Source organism: Mycobacterium sp. IDUB_9, assembly GCF_055419505.1.
In genome coordinates this window covers 181,224-201,056 of record NZ_JBVAXU010000008.1, presented here as the reverse complement: position 1 = coordinate 201,056, position 19,833 = coordinate 181,224, and the positions used below count along the sequence as shown (strand labels likewise).

General features: G+C 66.4%; 21 protein-coding genes. 9 read left to right on the top strand and 12 right to left on the bottom strand.

The window, feature by feature from the left end; all coding sequences use genetic code 11:
* Positions 1 to 4: 4 nt before the first annotated feature.
* Complete coding sequence (gene dnaG, locus ACZY08_RS26970) at positions 5 to 1,918, bottom strand: DNA primase (RefSeq protein WP_463747672.1); 1,914 nt, start codon at positions 1,916 to 1,918, stop codon at positions 5 to 7.
* A gap of 59 nt (positions 1,919 to 1,977) precedes the next feature.
* Between dnaG and ACZY08_RS26965 the strand changes: the two genes are divergently transcribed.
* Positions 1,978 to 2,961, top strand: coding sequence for a sensor domain-containing protein (locus ACZY08_RS26965; RefSeq protein ID WP_463747671.1), 984 nt, complete (start codon positions 1,978 to 1,980; stop codon positions 2,959 to 2,961).
* Between the two features lie 4 nt (positions 2,962 to 2,965).
* On the opposite strand, the gene ACZY08_RS26960 is transcribed toward ACZY08_RS26965, so the two are convergent.
* The gene (locus ACZY08_RS26960) at positions 2,966 to 4,240 is read right to left on the bottom strand and encodes a deoxyguanosinetriphosphate triphosphohydrolase (RefSeq protein WP_463747670.1); all 1,275 of its coding nucleotides are present in this window, start codon (positions 4,238 to 4,240) and stop codon (positions 2,966 to 2,968) included.
* 59 nt (positions 4,241 to 4,299) lie between these two features.
* Here ACZY08_RS26960 and ACZY08_RS26955 point away from each other — a divergent pair, with 59 nt between their 5' ends.
* Complete coding sequence (locus ACZY08_RS26955; protein ID WP_463747669.1) at positions 4,300 to 6,333, top strand: TPM domain-containing protein; 2,034 nt, start codon at positions 4,300 to 4,302, stop codon at positions 6,331 to 6,333.
* 4 nt (positions 6,334 to 6,337) lie between these two features.
* Here the strand turns inward: ACZY08_RS26955 and ACZY08_RS26950 are convergent, their stop codons facing one another.
* Positions 6,338 to 7,735, bottom strand: a complete 1,398-nt coding sequence (locus tag ACZY08_RS26950) for a glycine--tRNA ligase (RefSeq protein WP_463747668.1) — start codon at positions 7,733 to 7,735, stop codon at positions 6,338 to 6,340.
* A 97-nt stretch (positions 7,736 to 7,832) separates the two neighbouring features.
* On the opposite strand from ACZY08_RS26950, the gene ACZY08_RS26945 reads away from it, so the two are divergent.
* Positions 7,833 to 8,201 carry an ArsR/SmtB family transcription factor gene (locus ACZY08_RS26945; RefSeq protein WP_463747667.1) on the top strand — a complete coding sequence of 123 codons (369 nt, stop codon included), beginning with the start codon at positions 7,833 to 7,835 and terminating at the stop codon, positions 8,199 to 8,201.
* On the top strand, positions 8,198 to 8,596 hold the full coding sequence (locus ACZY08_RS26940) for a Fur family transcriptional regulator (protein ID WP_463747666.1): 399 nt from the start codon (positions 8,198 to 8,200) through the stop codon (positions 8,594 to 8,596). Before ACZY08_RS26945 ends, ACZY08_RS26940 begins: the two co-directional genes overlap by 4 nt.
* A gap of 4 nt (positions 8,597 to 8,600) precedes the next feature.
* Here the strand turns inward: ACZY08_RS26940 and ACZY08_RS26935 are convergent, their stop codons facing one another.
* Genes ACZY08_RS26935 through recO form a run of 4 tightly spaced genes read right to left on the bottom strand, consistent with a single transcriptional unit; the run spans position 8,601 to position 11,139 of the window.
* On the bottom strand, positions 8,601 to 8,999 hold the full coding sequence (locus ACZY08_RS26935) for an NUDIX hydrolase (protein ID WP_463747665.1): 399 nt from the start codon (positions 8,997 to 8,999) through the stop codon (positions 8,601 to 8,603).
* Entirely contained in the window at positions 8,996 to 9,445 is a 450-nt protein-coding gene (locus ACZY08_RS26930; protein WP_463747664.1) for a hypothetical protein, read from the bottom strand. The genes ACZY08_RS26935 and ACZY08_RS26930 overlap by 4 nt, the downstream gene beginning before the upstream one ends.
* Before the next feature lie 13 nt (positions 9,446 to 9,458).
* Positions 9,459 to 10,349, bottom strand: coding sequence for a decaprenyl diphosphate synthase (locus tag ACZY08_RS26925; RefSeq protein WP_463747663.1), 891 nt, complete (start codon positions 10,347 to 10,349; stop codon positions 9,459 to 9,461).
* Positions 10,288 to 11,139 carry a DNA repair protein RecO gene (recO, locus tag ACZY08_RS26920; RefSeq protein ID WP_463747662.1) on the bottom strand — a complete coding sequence of 284 codons (852 nt, stop codon included), beginning with the start codon at positions 11,137 to 11,139 and terminating at the stop codon, positions 10,288 to 10,290. The genes ACZY08_RS26925 and recO overlap by 62 nt, the downstream gene beginning before the upstream one ends.
* Before the next feature lie 63 nt (positions 11,140 to 11,202).
* Between recO and ACZY08_RS26915 the strand changes: the two genes are divergently transcribed.
* From ACZY08_RS26915 to ACZY08_RS26895, 5 genes are all read left to right on the top strand, one after another.
* Entirely contained in the window at positions 11,203 to 12,702 is a 1,500-nt protein-coding gene (locus ACZY08_RS26915; protein WP_463747661.1) for an amidase, read from the top strand.
* A 189-nt stretch (positions 12,703 to 12,891) separates the two neighbouring features.
* Positions 12,892 to 14,136: an EspA/EspE family type VII secretion system effector gene (locus ACZY08_RS26910; RefSeq protein WP_463747660.1), complete on the top strand. Its 1,245-nt coding sequence runs from the start codon at positions 12,892 to 12,894 to the stop codon at positions 14,134 to 14,136.
* Between the two features lie 24 nt (positions 14,137 to 14,160).
* Entirely contained in the window at positions 14,161 to 14,475 is a 315-nt protein-coding gene (locus tag ACZY08_RS26905; RefSeq protein WP_463747659.1) for an ESX-1 secretion-associated protein, read from the top strand.
* Positions 14,476 to 14,479: 4 nt separating this feature from the next.
* Complete coding sequence (locus ACZY08_RS26900; RefSeq protein ID WP_463747658.1) at positions 14,480 to 15,028, top strand: hypothetical protein; 549 nt, start codon at positions 14,480 to 14,482, stop codon at positions 15,026 to 15,028.
* A 67-nt stretch (positions 15,029 to 15,095) separates the two neighbouring features.
* On the top strand, positions 15,096 to 15,470 hold the full coding sequence (locus ACZY08_RS26895; protein ID WP_463747657.1) for a hypothetical protein: 375 nt from the start codon (positions 15,096 to 15,098) through the stop codon (positions 15,468 to 15,470).
* Between the two features lie 18 nt (positions 15,471 to 15,488).
* On the opposite strand, the gene era is transcribed toward ACZY08_RS26895, so the two are convergent.
* From era to ACZY08_RS26870, 5 genes are all read right to left on the bottom strand, one after another.
* On the bottom strand, positions 15,489 to 16,388 hold the full coding sequence (gene era / locus ACZY08_RS26890) for a GTPase Era (protein WP_163660170.1): 900 nt from the start codon (positions 16,386 to 16,388) through the stop codon (positions 15,489 to 15,491).
* A gap of 70 nt (positions 16,389 to 16,458) precedes the next feature.
* The gene (locus tag ACZY08_RS26885; RefSeq protein ID WP_463747656.1) at positions 16,459 to 16,776 is read right to left on the bottom strand and encodes a cytidine deaminase; all 318 of its coding nucleotides are present in this window, start codon (positions 16,774 to 16,776) and stop codon (positions 16,459 to 16,461) included.
* A 3-nt stretch (positions 16,777 to 16,779) separates the two neighbouring features.
* Complete coding sequence (locus tag ACZY08_RS26880) at positions 16,780 to 18,063, bottom strand: hemolysin family protein (protein WP_463747655.1); 1,284 nt, start codon at positions 18,061 to 18,063, stop codon at positions 16,780 to 16,782.
* Complete coding sequence (ybeY, locus tag ACZY08_RS26875; protein ID WP_463747654.1) at positions 18,060 to 18,596, bottom strand: rRNA maturation RNase YbeY; 537 nt, start codon at positions 18,594 to 18,596, stop codon at positions 18,060 to 18,062. Before ybeY ends, ACZY08_RS26880 begins: the two co-directional genes overlap by 4 nt.
* A gap of 61 nt (positions 18,597 to 18,657) precedes the next feature.
* Positions 18,658 to 19,704, bottom strand: a complete 1,047-nt coding sequence (locus ACZY08_RS26870) for a PhoH family protein (RefSeq protein WP_463747653.1) — start codon at positions 19,702 to 19,704, stop codon at positions 18,658 to 18,660.
* Between the last annotated feature and the right edge of the window lie 129 nt (positions 19,705 to 19,833).

Genomic DNA, 19,833 nt, shown 5'->3' with positions numbered 1-19,833 from the left:
GTGATCACGCAGTCAGGTCGTCGCCGCTGGCCTGTTCGAGCAGGCTGCGCCGGTAGGACTCCATGGCCACCAGGTCACCGAACAGGGCGTGATATTCGTCTCCCTGCTCCACCGGTGACATGCGTTGCAGCTTGGACTTCACCTCGGCGATCTGGCGACCCACCCAGACTTCCTGCAGGCGGGCCAGCACGCTGCTGATGTAGCGCGGCAACCGGTCGTCGTCCTCGACGTTGATGGCCTCCACGCCCAACTCGTTGATCAGGCCCGCCGCCGCCGGCGACGACGAAGACTGCTCGCGTACCGCCTCGATCCACTGGGCACCGGATTTGCCCGACGTCATGCCACCGGCCGCCTCGATCGCCGAACGCACCGCGGCGTACCCCGGATGAGTGAAGCTCTCCACGGTCAGCGAGTCGAAGACGGGCCCGGCGATCGCCGGATACTGCAGACCGGCCTTGAGCGCTTCGCGCTGCGGCCAGAGCGTCGGATCGGTCGGATCGGGGCGGCCGATGGGTGCGGCTACCGGGGTCTGTCTGGGTCTCGCCTGCTGCCCCGCGGGCTGACGCCGCGCGCCCTTGCGGCCACCACCGGCTTCCTCCCGCACCCGGCCGATCACCTGGGCGACGTTGTCCCAGCCGACCCAGCCGGCCAGCTGCCTGGCGTACTCGTCGCGCAGCGTCTGATCCTTGATCCGGGCCGCCACCGGCACGCAGTGCCGCAGCGCGGCCACCCGCCCCTCGGCGCTGTCCAGATCATATTCCGCCAGTGCACTGCGAATCACGAACTCGAACAACGGGGTTCGCCGCGCCACCAGATCCCGCAGGGCACCGTCACCGGAGCGCAGCCGCAGATCGCAGGGGTCCATTCCGTCGGCCGCCACCGCCACGAACGACTGTCCCGACAGGTTCTGCTCGCCTTCGAACGCCTTGACCGCGGCGGCCCGACCCGCGGCGTCGCCGTCGAACACGTAGATCAGCTCGCCGCGGAAGAAGTTGTCGTCCATCATCAGCCGGCGCAACATCGACAGGTGCTGCTCACCGAACGCGGTGCCGCACGAGGCCACCGCGGTGGTCACCCCGGCCTGGTGCATGGCCATCACGTCGGTGTAGCCCTCGACGACGACGGCCTGATGTCCCTTGGCGATGTCCCTCTTGGCGCGGTCCAGTCCGAACAGCACCTGCGACTTCTTGTAGAGCACCGTCTCGGGGGTGTTGACGTACTTGGCCTGGTTCTGATCGTCGTCGAACAACCGACGCGCGCCGAAGCCGATGGTCTCTCCCGAGGACACCCGGATCGGCCACAGCAGCCGCCGATGGAACCGGTCCATCGGCCCGCGTTTGCCCTCCCGGCTCAGCCCGGCCGCTTCCAATTCCTTGAACTCGAAACCCGAACGCAGCAAGTGCTTTGTCAGCTTGTCCCACCCCGACGGCGCGAACCCGCACCCGAACTGGGCGGCCGCAGCGGCATCGAAGTTGCGCTCGGTCAGGTACTTGCGCGCCTCGGTGGCCTCCTCCGAGGCCAGCGCCTCGGCGTAGAACTCCTGGGCGGCGGCATTCGCGGCGAGCAACCGGCTGCGACTGCCCCGGTCCCGCTGCACATTGGTGGTCGACGAGCCCGTGTAGGTGACGGTGTAGCCGACCCGGTCGGCCAACAACTCGACGGCCTCGACGAAGCTGACGTGCTCGATCTTCTGGATGAAGGCGTAGACGTCCCCGCCCTCGCCGCAGCCGAAGCAGTGGAAGTGACCGTGATTCGGCCGCACATGGAACGACGGCGACTTCTCGTCGTGGAACGGGCAGAGCCCCTTCATCGAGTCGGCCCCGGCCCTCCGCAACTGGACGTAGTCACCGACGACATCCTCGATGCGGACCTTTTCACGGATGGCCGCGATATCGCGATCTGAAATCCGGCCGGCCACCGACATAGTCTATGCGTGCGCGGAGGTCGCGTTACGCGGGTTGCTTGAGGGGGGTATCGGTGAGCTTTGGTGGATATGGCGGACCGCCGTCGGACCCGTTCGGCGGCGCGCCCTTCGGCGCTCCCGCCGGGCCGCCACCGGTCATCTCAGCGTCCGCGCCGCCTCCGCCGCAAGCCGAAACCAACAAACTGGCCACACTCTCGATCGTCTTCGCCTTCCTGTTCGCCCCCGCCGGTGCGGTGTTGAGTCATCTGGCGCTTTCACAGATCAAGAAGCGTCCGCAGAATGGCCGAAGTCGGGCCATCGTCGGGCTCACGCTGTCGTACGTCGTCATCCTCGTCGCCGTGGTGGCACTCGTTGCGTGGCTGACCGTTTCCTCGTCGGGCTCGCCGTCACGGACCACGCTGCCCGCCGGACCGACCGACCAGCAGTCCGTTCAGCAGTACCTGCTGACCGAACCCGAGGTCGACCGGGCGATGCAATCGGACTATCAGCTGATGAGCGATCTGACTGACAGCAACGGCGGTCTACGCCGAGCGAAGGTCACCTCGGATGCGCCGAATTGCGTCGGCGTGCCCTTCGCCGCGCAGAAGTCCAGCTACGAATCCGCACAGGAGGAGGCCTTCGCCGGCACGGTATGGCGGTGGGGCCCTTCGCTCGGGCCCGCGATGTTCGTAATTCAGAACGTCATCGCCCTGCCCGATGTCGCGTCGGCTCAGACGCTGTTCGACGAGTTTTCCGAGATTTGGAAGAGCTGCGAAGGCAAGACGGTGGCGGAGACCGTATCCGACGCGAAGCTGAACTCGACCCGCACCATCAACGAGGTACGGGCCACACCGGAGACGCTCTTCGCGTTCATCGACAACAAAAACAATCTCGATCACAGCGTCGACAGCTACAAGCGGGTGACGCGTGCCATTGCGCTGCAGCGCAACTACATCGTCGACCTCGAAATCCGCGGCTGGCGCGACCGGGAAACCAAGCAGACGCTGGACGGCCGGACCAACGATGTGCTCAAGGCGATCGTCGAGAAGATCGGCTGAGAGCTCAACCCAACGGCCGGGGCGAACGTGCCTCGTGCACCCGTTCCAGCCGACTCTCGGTGTAGGACGCGATCTGGTCGACCACCACGCGCAACCGGGCGCCGTCGTCGGCGGCCAGGTCGAACTCGGGCGCGAACTGCGGGTCCAGGCTGCCCGGGGCCTGTGCCCACAGCGCCAGGGCGACTTCGTGGACGAGCGTGCGCTGATCGGCCTGGATCTGCAGGTGACGGTGGTCGGACATGATGAACTGCAATGCGAGCATCTTGAGCAGCACCACCTCGGCGCGCACCAGCGGCGGGACGGTCAGGTCGGCATCAAAACGACGTAGCGGTCTCGGCCCGGCAACTGCCCGGGTCTGCGTGATCGCCGCATTGGCAAACCGCCCGACGAGTTCACTGGTCAACGTCTTCAGTGCGACCGAGGACGCCAGAGTTCCGTCGTACTTTCCCACCGCGGCCACCACCGGCACGTGCGACAGCCGCTCGGCGGCCGCCAGCAGATCGTCGTGCGTGACGCTGGAAAAGTTCTTGGCACCCAGGTCCGCCAGCGAGGAAGCCGCATCGGGATCGCCGAGCACCCGCAGATCGATGCGCCCGGAGATGACCCCGTCCTCGACGTCGTGCACGGAATAGGCGACGTCGTCGGCCCAGTCCATCACCTGGGCCTCCAGGCACGGTCGCTCGGCGGGCGCGCCGGCGCGCACCCATTCGGCGGCCTCGGCGTCATCGTCGTAGAAGCCGTATTTTCTACGGGTGCCGAAGCTGGGCCACGGATACTTCGCCACCGCGTCCAGCGCGGCCCTCGTGAGGTTGAGCCCGGCCGAACGACCCTCGGCATCAAGCACTTTGGGCTCCAGCCGAGTGAGTATCCGAAAGTTCTGGGCGTTGCCCTCGAACCCGCCGAAAGGTTTCGCGATCTCGTCGAGCGCGCGCTCGCCGTTGTGTCCGTAGGGTGGGTGCCCGATGTCGTGGGCCAAGCCGGCCAGGTCCACCAGGTCGGGATCGCAGCCCAACCCGATCGCCATGCCGCGCCCGATCTGGGCCACCTCCAGCGAGTGGGTCAGCCGGGTGCGCGGGGTGTCGCCGTGCCGTGGTCCGACGACCTGCGTCTTGTCTGCCAGCCGCCGCAGCGCCGCACTGTGCAACACGCGGGCCCGATCACGGGCGAAGTCAGTGCGGTGCTCGGTGTCGGTGCCGGGCAGCGCAGCGCCCTTGGCCGACTCGACCACCAGACGTTGCCGGTCGAAGTCGCCATACCAGGCCTGCGTATCCCCGTTCACCGACGCACAGTCTGCCAGGAACCGACGCGACGACCTCGCGGCGCACTAGATTGACGGTCATGCGTATCGCCCGTCTGCTGTCCATGCTGCTCGCGATCCTGATGACCGGACTGCTGGCGGCCCCCGGCGCCGCCGCCGAGCCGCCGTTGCGGTTGGCCACCCAACTCACCGACAACGCCGGGGCCTTGTCGGCATCTCAGCGCGCCAATGTGGAACGTGCCATCGACAGGCTCTACGACGACCGCCACATCAAGTTGTGGGTGGTCTTCACAGAGGATTTCTCGGGCCAGGGCCGGGACGACTGGGCCCGGAACACCATGCGGCTGAGCGATTTCGGTGACGACGACGCGCTGCTCGCGGTCGCGACGGTGGACCGGGCGTTCGCATTCCAGGTGCCCTCGACGGTAAGCGGCGCGGCACGCGCCGACGAAATCCGGACCGACAGCATCACCCCGGCCCTGCGTCGCGAGGACTGGGCCGGCGCGGCCATCGCCGCCGCGAACGGCTTGAACGCCAATCCTCCTGCCACACCGGCAGGAGACGGGATCTCGTGGCCGTCCATGCTGATCGCCCTGGGCGTGGTGCTGGTGCTGGCCGGGTTGCTGTGGTGGTGGTCTCGCCGGCGCCGGGCCAAGCGCCGCCACGCCGAGTTCGAGGCCGCCAAGCGGGTCGATCCCACCGACGCCAACGCGTTGGCGTCGGTGCCACTGGAGGCGCTCGATGAGCTGTCCCGCTCGATCGTGGTCGATGTCGACAATGCCGTCCGCACCAGTGACGCTGAGCTGGAACTGGCCATCGAGGAGTTCGGCGCCAAACGAACCGAACCGTTCAGCGCGGCCCTGGAGAATGCGAAGAAGGCGCTGGCCCAGGCCTTCACCGTGCGCCAGACGCTCGATGACGACGCCCCCGAGACACCGCTGCAACAGCGGGAACTGCTGACCAAGGTGGTGGTGTCGGCCGCCAGAGCCGACCGCGAACTGGACGCCCAGAGCCAGGCCTTCGAGCAGCTGCGCGATCTGGTGATCAACGCCCCAACCCGGCTCGACGGCATGACCCAGCAGATGGTCGACCTGACCGCCCGCATCGAACCGTCCAGCCAGACACTGGGCAACCTGCACTCCCAATTCGACTCCACCGCACTGAGTTCGGTGTCGACCAATGTGGATACCGCCAAGGAACGGCTGGCGTTCGCCGACCGCAGCATCACCACCGCGCGCAGCCTGGTATCCCGGCCGGCCACCGATCAGACCGCACTGGTGGATGCGGTGCGCTCGGCGGAGTCCGCCCTCGATCAGACCCGGACCCTCCTCGACGCGGTCGACAGCGCGGCGACCGACATCAACCGGGCCCTGGCCGGTCTGCCCGCGGCGATCACCGATATTCAGGCCGGTATCGACCAGGCGAATTCGCTTCTGGGGCAATCCGGTACACCGCAGGCCGACAAACTGAGTGCGGCGCGTGACGCGGCGACGAAGGCTGCCGACGAAGCTACGGCCAATGGCAAGGCCGACCCACTGGGAACCTTCACGCGACTGACCAAGGCCGACGCCGAACTCGACCAGCTGCTTGCCGGCGTCCACGAACAACAGGAAGCCGCCGAGCGGCTGGCCCGCGCCCTGGAGCAGGCGCTGTTCACCGCCCAGTCACGGATCAAGGCGGTGTCGGACTTCATCGAGACCCGGCGCGGCAGCATCGGACCGGAGGCCCGCACCCGGCTGGCCGAGGCACAGCGCCAACTTCAGGCCGCCGAGGCCAAGCGCGCCTCGAATCCGAATGAGTCCGTTGCACACGCGAATGGAGCGTCGACGCTGGCCGCGCAAGCGCAGGGCCTGGCCAACGATGACGTCCGCTCCGCGCAACGTTCCTACACCTCGCAGTACGGCGGGGGTGGCGGGTCCGACATGGGCGCGGTGCTCGGGGGCATCCTCATCGGCAACATCCTGCGCGGCGGGGGTGGCGGTTTCGGCGGTGGCTTCGGCGGAGGGTACGGGGGCGGCTTCGGCGGTGGCCGCGGCATGGGGCGCCCGACGTCGTACGGCGGGTCGTCACATTCGTCGGGCCGCAGCTACAGCGGCGGTGGCGGCCGGTTCTAGCCGGTTAGGCGCCCTTGAGCCGCACCGCCAGGTAGTCGGACACCTTGTCCAGCGCGATGCGTTCCTGGGTCATGGCGTCGCGTTCGCGGATGGTGACCGCGTTGTCCTCCAGGGTGTCGAAATCGACTGTCACGCAATACGGCGTGCCGATCTCGTCCTGGCGACGGTAACGCCGGCCGATCGCACCGGCGTCGTCGAATTCGACGTTCCAGTTCTTGCGTAGTTCGGCGGCCAGGTCGCGGGCCTTGGGTGACAGATCGGCATTCCGCGACAGCGGCAACACCGCGGCCTTGACCGGGGCCAGACGCGGGTCGAGCTTGAGCACGGTGCGCTTGTCCACCCCGCCCTTGGCGTTGGGGGCCTCGTCCTCGGTGTAGGAATCGACCAGGAATGCCATCAGCGAGCGCGTCAGGCCGGCTGCCGGCTCGATCACATACGGCACGTAGCGGGTGTCGGCGCCCTGGTCGTAGAACGACAGGTCAACACCGGAATGCTTTGCGTGCGTGGACAAGTCGAAGTTGGTGCGGTTGGCGATACCTTCCAGCTCACCCCAGGGGTTGCCGGCGAAACCGAACTTGTACTCGATGTCGACCGTGCCGTCGGAGTAGTGCGACAGCTTCTCCTTCGGGTGGTCGTACAGGCGCAGGTTGTCCCGGTTGATGCCGAGGTCGACGTACCACTGCAGCCGCGTCTCGATCCAGTACTTGTGCCATTCCGGCGCGGTCTCCGGCTCGACGAAGAACTCCATCTCCATCTGCTCGAACTCGCGGGTGCGGAAGATGAAGTTGCCCGGGGTGATCTCGTTGCGGAAGCTCTTGCCGATCTGGCCGATGCCGAACGGCGGCTTCTTGCGCGCCGTGGTGACGACGTTGGCGAAGTTCACGAAGATGCCCTGAGCGGTCTCCGGGCGCAGGTAGTGCAGACCCTCCTCCGACTCGATCGGTCCGAGGTAGGTCTTGAGCATCATGTTGAAGTCGCGCGGCTCGGTCCACTGGCCCTTGGTGCCACAGTCCGGGCAGACGATCTCGTCCATCGACACGGTGTCTGGATCTACGGCGGTGTCGCGCGTGCTCTTCTTCGCGGCGTAGGCCTCCTGCATGTGGTCCTGCCGATGCCGCTTGTGGCAGTTCAGGCACTCAACCAGCGGGTCGTTGAAGACCTCGACGTGGCCCGAGGCGACCCACACCTGCCGCGGCAGGATGATCGCGCTGTCCAGCCCGACGACGTCGTCGCGACCGGTGATCATGGACTTCCACCACTGGCGCTTGATGTTCTCCTTGAGCTCGACACCTAGCGGGCCGTAATCCCACGCGGACTTGGTGCCGCCGTAGATCTCTCCGGACTGGAAGACCAGGCCACGGCGTTTCGCCAGGTTCGCAACGGTGTCGATGATGGATGCCACGGTGCATCAGAGTAGCGACCAGCTTGCCGCCGGCGATAATCCGGCGCGACCGCCGGCGCGGTTGACATGCAATACCGCGCATGTATTCTGACCCGTAATGGAAACGATTTCCAATTTCACGACGAATCAACACGACGACGCACGCGAGCACGTGGCCGTCCCGGCGCCCGAGCTGCCGCCGCGCGAGGTCCTCGACACCGCTGGCGAGCTGCTGCGTGCGCTGGCCGCTCCCCTGCGGATTGCGATCGTGCTGCAACTGCAGCAGTCGGGGCGCTGTGTGCACGAGTTGGTCGACGCCCTCGCCGTGCCGCAGCCGCTGGTGAGCCAGCATCTCCGGATTCTCAAGCAGGCCGGAGTCGTGGCCAGCGAGCGGGCCGGCCGCGAGGTGCTCTACCGCCTGGTCGATCACCACCTGGCCCACATCGTCGCCGACGCCGTCGCCCACGCCAGTGAGGAGCACGAGTGACGGGCGCGGTCCGGTCCACCCGGCAGCGTGCGGCGATCGCCGACCTGCTCAATGAGACCGACGGCTTCCGCTCGGCCCAGGAACTGCACGACGAGCTGCGCCGCCGCGGCCAGGGCATCGGCCTGACCACGGTGTACCGCACCCTCCAGACCATGGCCACCACCGGAAGCGTCGACACGCTGCGCACCGACACCGGCGAGTCGGTCTACCGACGCTGCTCCGAAGACCATCACCACCATCTGGTGTGCCGGGCCTGCGGCGCCACCGTCGAGATCTCAGGCGGCCACGTCGAGGCCTGGGCCGCCGACGTGGCCCGCGAGCACGGTTTCTCCGACGTCAGCCACACGATCGAGATCTTCGGGACGTGCGGCGAGTGCACCGATAGGGTGAATTAGACCGCTAGACCCGATCGCGCGCCAGTACGAGCACAGGGTCGCGAGTCAACGGCGCGAGCTCGATGTCACCGGGTGCACGCAGGTCGATCCAGGTCATCTCGGCGATCTCTGCCTGCGGCCGCGGCTCACCGTCGAGGCTGACCAGGTAGAGCCACGCATCGACGGTGTGGCCGGGTTCATTGGCGGCGGGTGCGGTGAAGTGGCCGAGTTCTTCGGCCCCCGAAACGTCAAAACCGACCCCGAGTTCCTCACGCACCTCGCGGGCCAGTGCCTCGATCGGCTGCTCCCCCGGCTCGATCTTGCCGCCCGGTTGCATGAACGCCGTCGTGCCGCGCTTGCGGACCAGGAGTAACCGGTCGTCCTCGCCGAGCACCACTGCCGCAACGATGCGAATGACCGTCACGACATCAGGTCCCGGCGCACATCGGCACCGGTGGCGAGCACCATGAGGATCAGCGTTCGCAGCGCGTCGTCGGTGAGTCCGGCGGCCGGGAAGTTGTAGCGCAGCATCACGTCGGCAACCTTCTTGGCCGGGCGCTTGCGGACGGCACCTTTAGTGCCGTTCGTGGCCGTCGCCGGGCCTTCACCAACCTTCTCAACCAAGACCACCGTGCCCAGCATGGTCTTGCTGGCATGGTCGGATACCCGTTCACGAATCTTGTTGTTCAGGGGCAGATCCCATGCCAACGGCTGGGTCAGCGACACCATCTCCAGGTCGTCGGCGATGGCCACCACCCGCACCGACGCCACCGAACCGTCGACCGTCACGGTCAGCGCGTCGTCGTCTTCGTCGACGACGGACATCACCTCGCCGAGTACCGAGGACAACCGCTGCAACAGACTGGGCATATCAGGCCTCCCCTCAGGCTCTCCCGAAGCGACGATTGCGGTTCACATACTCCTCGCACGCCGCCCACAGGTCGCGCCGATCGTAGTCGGGCCAGAGCTTGTCCTGGAACACGAACTCGGCATAGGCCGACTGCCACAGCAGGAAGTTGCTGGCCCGCTGCTCCCCCGATGTCCGGATGAAGAGGTCCACGTCGGGGATGTCGGGGCGGTGCAGATGCTTGGCGAACGACGCCTCGCTGATCCGGCTCGGGTTGATCTTGCCCTCGACGGCCTCGGCGGCCAGTGCCTGCGCAGCCTCGACGAGTTCGGTGCGGCCGCCGTAGTTCACGCAGTAGTTGACCGTGATGACGTCATTGCCGACGGTCATCTGCTCGGCGATGTCGAACTCCTTGATGACACTGCGCCACATCTTGGGCCGCGATCCGACCCAGCGCATGTTCACACCCATGGCGTTCAGGTTCTCCCGGCGGCGACGCACCACCTCCCGGTTGAACCCCATCAGGAACCGAACCTCCTCGGTGCTGCGCTTCCAGTTCTCGGTGGAGAAGGCGTAGACGCTGAGATGTTTGATGCCCAATTCGATGGCACCGCAGGTGATATCGATCAGCACCGCCTCGCCCATCTTGTGGCCTTCGGTGCGGCCCAGGCCGCGCTGGGTGGCCCACCGACCGTTGCCGTCCATCACCACGGCGACGTGATTGGGCACCTGCTCGGCAGGGATCCGGGGCGCGACGGCCTTGGACGTGTGTTGGGGCGGGCGGGCGAAGCTGCCGTTGGTGCCGGCCGGGATCTCGGGGAAGACGACGGGCCAGGTCGAGGTATCCGGGAAGACCGGATAGTCCTCAGGCGCCGGGGGCAGCTGTGGGTAGGTTGATTTGCCCCGCCTGTCCCGCTTCAAAGCCATGGGTCATATCCTGCCTGACCAGCGTCGCGCGCTGCTCGGCGACTGTCCGATCGATCCGGTACACCCGCTCGACCAGAGGTAATGTCCGCAGCTGACGCTCCAGGTGCCATTGCAGATGTGCCGCGATCAGTCCGCTGGCCTGGCTGCGATGCCCCGATGAGGATGCCTCGGCGTACTCCCAGTCACCCTCGTGTAGCGCCGACATCAGTTCCAGCACGGGCTGGGGTGGAGTGCTGGATCCGCTGGGCCGACAGTGCACGCACACACTGCCGCCGGCGGCGACGTGAAATGCCCGGTGCGGACCCGGCGCGGCGCAGCGGGCACATTCGGTCAGCGCCGGTGCCCACCCAGCGATCGTCATCGCCCGCAACAGGTAGGAATCCAGCACCAACTCGCGGGCCCGGCGGCCGTCGGCCACCGCACGCAACGCGGCCACTGTGAGCCGGTGCAGGTCGGGCATCGGTGCATGTTCCTCGCCGGCCAGCCGCTCGGCGGTCTCCAACATCGCGCACGCACTCGTGTACCGGCCGTAGTCGCTGACGATGTCGGCGGCGAACGCGTCGATGGCCTGCACCTGGGTGACAATGTCGAGGTTGCGCCCCGGATGCAGCTGCACATCGATATGGGCAAACGGCTCCAGCCGTGCACCGAACTTGCTGCGGGTACGCCGGACCCCCTTGGCCACCGCGCGTACCAAACCATGGTCGCGGGTGAGCAGGGTGACAATCCGGTCGGCTTCGCCGAGCTTGTGCTGGCGCAGCACCACCGCCCGGTCCCGGTACAGCCGCATCGTGACAGTGTCGCACCATGGCCGGACAGGTTCCGTTACGCACCGCCGATATTCTCGAAAGTGATGGCCAAATCTGCGACTTCCGACCCTGGTTCTGTCATACCGCCGATTCCCTTTCCGACCCTGACCAATCAGCTCTATCAACTTGCCAGCGGCGCAGTCACTTCTGAGGAACTGGTACAGCAGTCGCTGCATGCCATCGCAGCGAGCCAGTCCACCCTCAACGCATTCCGCGTCGTATTGACCGAGCAGGCGCTGGCCGACGCCGCCAAGGCCGATACCGCTCGCGCAGCCGGCAAACAACTCCCGTTGCTGGGAATCCCCATCGCGGTCAAGGACGACGTCGACGTCGCCGGAGTGCCCACCCGGTTCGGCACCGACGGCTCCACCCGCGTCGCCACCGATGACGCCGAGGTGGTGCGCCGCCTGAAGGCCGCCGGCGCGGTGATCGTCGGGAAGACCAATACCTGCGAGCTCGGACAGTGGCCGTTCACCGGCGGGCCGGGGTTCGGCCACACCCGTAACCCGTGGTCACGCAAGCACAGCCCGGGTGGATCCTCGGGCGGCAGCGCCGCAGCCGTTGCCGCCGGTCTGGTGACCGCGGCCATCGGATCCGACGGTGCCGGCAGCGTCCGCATCCCCGCGGCATGGACGCACCTGGTCGGCATCAAGCCGCAGCGCGGTCGCATCTCCACGTGGCCGCTGCCCGAGGCGTTCAACGGCATCACGGTCAACGGGGTGCTGGCGCGCACCGTCACCGACGCGGCCCTGGTGCTCGACGCCGCATCCGGTAACACCGACGGCGACCTGCACAAGCCCGCGCCGATACAGGCCGCCGAGCACGTCGGCCGCGCCCCCGGGCCGCTGCGGGTCGCCATGTCGACGAAGTTCCCGTTCACCGGTTTCCGGGCCACGCTGCACCCCGAGATCCGCGCCGCGCTGCAGAGCATCGCCGACCAACTCGGGCACCTGGGACACACCGTGGTGGAAAAGGACCCCAACTACAGCTTGCGGATGTCATGGGACTTTTTGGCCCGTTCCACCGCCGGCCTGCTGGATTGGACCGACCGCCTCGGCGATGTGGCCTACGACGAGCGCACGGTGGCCAACATGAGGATCGGCCGGTTGCTGTCACAGGACGTGCTGCGCAAGGCCCGGGCACACGAGGCCGCCGCGCAGCGCCGCATCTCCTGGATCTTCAACCTCGTCGACGTCATCATTGCGCCGACCACCGCCCAACCACCGCCGCTCACACACGAATTCGACCGCCGCGGGTGGTCTGCCACCGAACGCACCTCGATCGCCGCCTGCCCGGTGACCTGGCCGTGGAACCTATTGGGCTGGCCCTCGATCAATGTGCCCGCCGGCTTCACCTCCGATGGACTGCCGATCGGCATCCAGTTGATGGGGCCGGCTGACAGTGAGCCGCTGCTGATCTCGCTGGCCGCCGAGTTGGAGGCGATCACCGGCTGGGCCGCCAAGCAGCCCGACGTCTGGTGGACTGCCCCGTCACAGACGGACGCGTCACAGGCGGCCGCCGCGATCAATGCGCTTGACGGGTAGGCCGGAGGACCGAGTCACACCTGGCAGACAGCTGTCGAATTGCTGTGAGAATTAGCGTAATTGGTGCCTCGCACCCGCTGCTACGCTCGAATCCACGGCGTGGGGGCCGCGACGAATTCGTTGAATCTGCCGGGGAGGGCCAAGAGGCGTGCGCACTGATCAATCCATGTGCAATGGGCAGGGAAACGAGTGAGCGGTTCAGAGGACGACGGAGGCAGCAAGTCCCCCAGCAAGTTCGGCGTCGCGGCAACCGCCTGGAGCACGTACAGCGACTTCAAGAAGCTCATGGAAGGCGACCCGATCGGTGCGGTCGGCCTGTTCGGCGACGCCGGCAAGTGGGCGCAGCTACTCATTCCCGAAGCTATCGCCACGCCGGTGATCCAGTACGGCCTGTACGTCCTGACCGGAATCAGCAAAAGCATGGGTATGGGAAGCCCCGACGGTGGTGGTGCCTTCAGCGACGGCGCGAAACAGTTCCAGACCCACGGGAAGGCCCTCGAAGGCGCCTACCCTACCGAAACGTGGTCCGGCGCAGCCTCTAACGCCTACACGACGCAGAACTCACACCAGATCCAGCGTGCGTCGGCGATGTTGGAAGCTGACAACTCCATCGTTCGGATCCTGTCCACGCAGGCGGGACAGGTCAACCATGCCCGCACCGAAGTCGACTGGGCCTCAAAAGGTTTGGCCGCAATGATTCCGGTGGCAATGGCGCTGGAGGCCAGCGTATTGGGAGCCCCGGAGTCGATTGCACTCCAGTTCTCTGCGGTGGCCGTGGCGAGCGCCGTCGCCGGCGCCGCAGCAGCCAATCTGCTCACCTACGCGCAGGACAATGCCGCGCAGATTCGGGAAGCCACGGAACAGTACCGGCAAGCGGGCGCGGTAGGCCCCTCAGGCTCCGGTGCGCCTGCCTCACTGGCTGGTTCCGGCGGCCAGAACGGGTCCAACAACCCGGGCGATCCATCTGGGCAGGACACCCCGGGCACCCAGAGCGAGCCCGCGAGCACCCCACGCTCGGGCAATCAGTCCGGCGGTGGCGGTTCGGGTGCCGGGGGCGGGTCTGGCACCGGCAGCGGCGGATCAGGCTCCGGTGGCGGCCGGGGATCGGCGACATCGATGCCCAACACGACCGGCATGCCGACTGGTGCCGCGAGCTCTGGTGGCGGAATGGGCGGCATGCCGTCGCTTCCGCAAATGGGCGGGGGTTCCAGTGGCGGCGGCACCGGCAAGCTCGGCGGTCTCATGGGGGCCGCCGGACAGATCGTAGAGACCGTGACGCAGGCAGTGCACCAGGACCTGAACGGGCCGAACGACGGCGAGTCCAGTGTCGCGACAGGTGGTCAGTCGCAGGCCGGCCGCGCACCGATCAATGCTTCGTTCGGCGCTGAGACCACGAACCACGCTGCGCCGCAACACCTCACCACCGACCTGTAACCGCGGAAGGAGCAGGGAGCAAGTATGTCTGATGAATTGAACGTTCTCACTTCAGATCTCCGAGATATGTCGACTACGCATGACGCGGCCGCGGCCGGATTCTCCGCGGCGGGCAATACGACGTCGTTTGTGGAATGGAAGGTGCTGGCTACGCACGGCCCGATCTGCTGGTCGTCCCAGCAAGCACTGTGCGAGGCGAACGAAGTCCGAAAGTCCGCTGCCGAAGCGATAATGAAGACGTCCAATGACCTGTCCCAGAAGCTGACCATGGCCGCCACACAGTACGACCAGACCGATACGCACGAATCCGGCAATCTCGACCGGACCATGCACTGCTAGCCACATGACCGATCACACTTGGGACGATGACGATCCCGAAGACGAGCAGTTCGCCGGCGACCTCGACGCGCTGGGTTTCGACGACGTGCAACACAGCGATGACGACCAAGACGACTGGTCCGCGCTGGACGCGTTCACGGTCGATGAAACCGTCGGCGGGCCAACGGCAGACATGCTTGAACCGACCACGTCCGGTCCCGATGACCCGAGCGATCCGGAAGGGCCGGTGACCTTCGGAGTGACCAACCCGGCCGGAACGATCACCGCGCAAGCCACGATCTCGGGGGCGATCAATCGGATCGAGTTGTCTTCAACGACAACGTCGATGACCGAATCGGACCTCGCCCGCGATATCATGACCACCGTCAAGCTGGCGAACATCCAGGCCCGAGCGATCCAGCGCGCTATGGTCCAAAGCCTGCTCATGAATCAGGGCATAGACCCGGACGTCGCCGCACAATTCATCGACGACATCGCCGACTTGCCCACACCGGCACAGTCCGAGGTAGCCCAGGCCGAGGCGACGGCCGCGTATCTGCGGGATGGACGGTGACCGGCCCACAGCGTGCCGGCCAAGTAGGATTTTGCAGGCTATCGAACAGGGCAAGGGGAGTGCCGCAATGAGCTATCCGGATCCGTATCACCCCCAACAGCAACCTCCGCCAGGGCAGTATCCACCACCGCCACCCGGCCCCTACGGCTATGGTTATCCACCCAACGGTGGGTATCCACCCGCCGCACCTCACGGTGCCCGCCCACAACCGCCGTATTACCCCCCGCCGCCCGTCCCGCCGCAACCGGATGTCAAGAAAGACAGCGGCAACTCGTGGGGCTGGCGGATGATGGAGGGGCTGTTGGATCTCTTCAGCGGTTCATCGTCTTACGGCCTTGGCAAAACTTCACGGGATCGCGTCAAGACAGCACTGATCATTTTTGGCACAACGTTTTTGGTGATCGCGATGGCGATCGCGATAGTCGTGATGACGAGCAAGTAGCCGCGATAGCTGAGCGGCTCAGAACCCCAGCCGCCCAAGCTGCTTCGGATCGCGCTGCCAGTTCTTGGCGATCTTGACCCGCAGGTCGAGATAAACCTTTGTGCCGAGCAGCTTTTCGATCTGGGTGCGGGCGGCTGTGCCGACCTCACGCAGGCGGGCGCCGCCCTTCCCGATCACGATGCCCTTCTGGCTGTCTCGCTCGACGTAGAGGATGGCGCGCACGTCGATGAGGTCGTCTCGGTCGGCTCTTTCCTCGACCTCCTCGATGACGACGGCCAGCGAGTGTGGCAGTTCATCGCGCACGCCTTCCAACGCTGCCTCGCGGATCAACTCGGCCATCAACACTTCCTCGGGCTCGTCGGTCAGCTCGCCGTCGGGGTAATAGGCCGGCCCCGGCGGCAGTTTCGAGACGAGGACATCGGTGAGCACATCGAGTTGTTCACCCGCGGTGGCCGAGACCGGCACGATGTCGGCATCCGGTCCCAGGAGTTCACTGACGGCCATCAGCTGTTCGGCGACGCGATCCTTGGGCACCTTGTCGATCTTGGTGACGATGGCGATCAGCGTTGTCCTGGGTGCCACCGCCCGGATCTGCTGATAGATCCAGCGGTCACCGGGACCGATGCGCTCATCGGCCGGAAAGCACATACCGATCACGTCCACCTCGGAGTAGGTGTTCTTGACCAGCTCATTGAGCCGTTGTCCGAGCAGGGTGCGCGGGCGGTGCAGGCCGGGGGTGTCGACCAGGATGATCTGGAAGTCCTCGCGGTGCACGATGCCGCGGATCGTATGCCGGGTCGTCTGCGGCCGGTTCGAGGTGATCGCGACCTTCTGGCCCACCAGGGCGTTGGTCAGGGTCGACTTGCCTGTGTTGGGCCTGCCGACGAAACAGACGAAGCCGGAACGGAATTCACTCATCACAGCACCCCGATCGTGCACTCAGATCGCGAAATCCGCTGAATGGACGATCTCAGCGCACACTCGCCGCTCATACCGGGCTTCCCGCCCGGTCGGTGACGATCACCGCGGCATCAGCGGACAGTTCCCGCACCGCGGCGACGCCTGGGTCATCGGCGGAGCCCCCCACCAGCACCGCGGCCTCGAGTCCGGTGGCACCGCTGGACACCGCTGCGGCCACCGCCGCCTGCAACGCGGTCAACTTCAGCGCCGCCAGGGCCACCGGGGCACCCGCGTAGGTGCGGCCGTCCTGGTCGCGCACCGCCGCGCCCGTGCCCGCCTCGGCGCGGCCCATCGCGCCGCGGGCCAACACCACGAGTTTGGTGTCCTCGGTATCGAGTTCAGTCATCGGTTACTTGTCCTCCTCAGGCTTTACCGGGCTGACCAGCACCGTGCCGATCCGCACCCGACCACGGTGGTCCGAACCGCCTTCGGCGCGCAGCCGCAGGCCGTCCCAGATCACTTCGGCGCCGGGAAGCGGTACCCGTCCCAGTTCGAATGCGACCAGGCCACCGACGGTGTCCGGTTCCAGATCCTCGTCGGGCTCCAGTTCGTAAAGTTCGCAGAGGTCCTCGATCGGCAGCCGGGTGGAGACCCGGAACTGCCGCTCGCCCAGTTCCTCCACCGGGACGACCTCCCCGGCGTCGTACTCGTCGACGATCTCTCCCACGATCTCTTCGAGCACGTCCTCGATGGTGACCAGCCCGGCGATGGCGCCGTATTCATCGACGAGCAGCGCCATGTGGTTGCGGTCGAGCTGCATCTCTTTGAGCAGCTCGTCCAGCGGCTTGGAGTCCGGGACGAACACCGCCGGACGCATCACCTGTGCCACATTGGTGTCGCGGCCCCCGTTGGTCGAGTAATAGGTCTGCTGGACAAGGTCTTTCAGGTAGACCACGCCGACGATGTCGTCGACGTTCTCACCGATCACCGGGATGCGGGAATGCCCGCTGCGCACCGCCAATGACGTCGCTTGGCCCGCTGACTTATCACTTTCGATCCACACCATCTCGGTGCGCGGCACCATGACCTCACGGGCCGGGGTGTCGCCGAGCTCGAACACCGACTGAATCATCCGGCGTTCCTCATCGGCCACCACGCCGCGCTGCTGGGCCAGGTCGACGACCTCACGCAACTCGATTTCGGACGCGAACGGACCGTTGCGGAAACCGCGGCCGGGAGTCAGCGCGTTACCGATCAGCACCAGCAGGCGGCTGATCGGCGTGAGCAACACCGAGATCGCCTGCAGCGGCAAGGCCGAGATCAGCGCGATGGAATAGGCGTTCTGCCTACCGACCGTGCGCGGGCCGACGCCGATGGCCACGAAGCTGGTCACCACCATGATCGCGGCGGAAGCCACCAGGCCCCACCCGACGCCGAGATGCCCGTCGAGGAAGGACGCCAGCAACACGGTGGCGGTGATCTCGCAGGTAATCCGGAGAAGCACAACGAGATTGATGTACCGGGGCCGTTCGGCGACTACCCGGCTGAGCCGGGCGGCACCCGGACGTTCATCGCGGACCAGTTCCTCGATCCGCGCGATCGAGACGGTGGACAGGGCGGCGTCAATCGCGGCAAAAAGCCCGCCGAACCCGACCAGCACCACGGCGCCGAGCAGCGGGAGCAAGCCGGTCACGGTTGATCGAAGTATCGGGACTTGTCCAGCAGCCGCTGGTCTTTCTCACTCTGCCGGTCGGCGTGATAGGACTCGACCTGATCAGCCACCCACTCCTCGAGGAGCTGGCGCTGAAGTGCGAACATCTCCTTCTCCTCGTCCGGCTCGGCGTGGTCGTAACCGAGCAGGTGCAGTACACCGTGCACCGTCAGCAACGCCAACTCCTGACCGAGCGAGTGCCCGGCCTTGGCAGCCTGCTGCTCTGCGAATTCCGGGCACAACACGATGTCCCCGAGCATGGCCGGACCCGGCTCGGGCGCATCCGGCCGGCCCCCGGGCTCGAGCTCGTCCATCGGGAAACTCATCACATCGGTCGGGCCGGGTAGGTCCATCCACCGCATGTGCAGGTCGGCCATGGCTGCACTGTCCAGCAGCACCATCGACAGCTCAGCCGCCGGGTTCACGTCCATCTTCGCGATGACGAAGCGCGCGACGCTGATCAGCTCATCCTCGGAGACATCGATGCCCGACTCGTTGGATACCTCGATGCTCATGCGGTCCCCTCGCAGGCTCGGGCCCCGCATGCCGTCTGTTGATTCGCTCCGCAAGCGTCGCTCATCGGCGGGGCCGCCCGTTCGACGAACGGCGTTGGGAACGGTTGAGCAATGCCGGCTCCTCGTGTCGCGCGTAGGCGTCGACGATCTCGGACACCAGGCGGTGGCGGACCACGTCGGCGCTGGTGAGCTCGGCGAAGTGGATGTCGTCGATATCGTCGAGAATGTTCATCGCCGCGCGTAGCCCGGAGGTGGCACCGCCGGGCAGGTCCACCTGCGTGATATCGCCGGTGACAACGACTTTGGATCCGAAACCGAGCCGAGTCAGGAACATTTTCATCTGTTCGGCGGTGGTGTTCTGCGCCTCGTCGAGGATGATGAACGCGTCATTGAGGGTGCGGCCCCGCATGTACCCGAGTGGCGCGACCTCAATCACCCCGGCACTCATCAGCTTTGGGATGAGCTCGGGATCCATCATGTCGTGCAGCGCGTCGTACAGCGGGCGCAGGTACGGGTCGATCTTCTCGCTCAGCGTGCCCGGCAGGAAGCCGAGGCGCTCACCGGCTTCGACCGCGGGGCGGGTCAGGATGATCCGGTTGACCTGTTTTGTCTGCAGGGCGCTGACGGCCTTGGCCATCGCCAGGTAGGTCTTGCCGGTACCGGCCGGACCGATGCCGAACACGATGGTGTGCGCATCGATGGCGTCGACGTAGCGCTTCTGGTTCAGCGTCTTGGGCCGGATCGTCTTGCCGCGGCGGCTCAGGATGTCGAGGGTGAGCACCTCGGCCGGGGACTCGTCCTCCGTACCGGTGAGGATCGCGACGCTGTGCCGCGCCGCCTCGGGAGTCACCGCCTGGCCGCTCGACGCGACGGCGATCAGCTCGGCGACGACACGTTCGGCCAGTGCCACATCGGCCGGCTCGCCGGTGAAGGTGATCTCGTTGCCGCGGACGTGGATGTCGGCAGTCAGAAGTCTTTCGAGTGCCCGCAAGTTCTCATCAGCCGAGCCGAGCAGGCCCACGATGATGTCGGGCGGAACAGTGATGCTGCTGCGGACCGATTCCGATGCGGTGGTCGACGAGTCAGCGGTCGTGTCGCGGGGCGTCACGTGGAGTTTGTGCCTGCTTTCCGTGTTCTCAAAACGGCCGGCTGCCGTTGTACTGTCCCCAGTTTACCGCTGGTCAACGACACGCCCCAATGGTTGAGCGCCCCGGCGGTGATCGGTGCGTCACGGTTG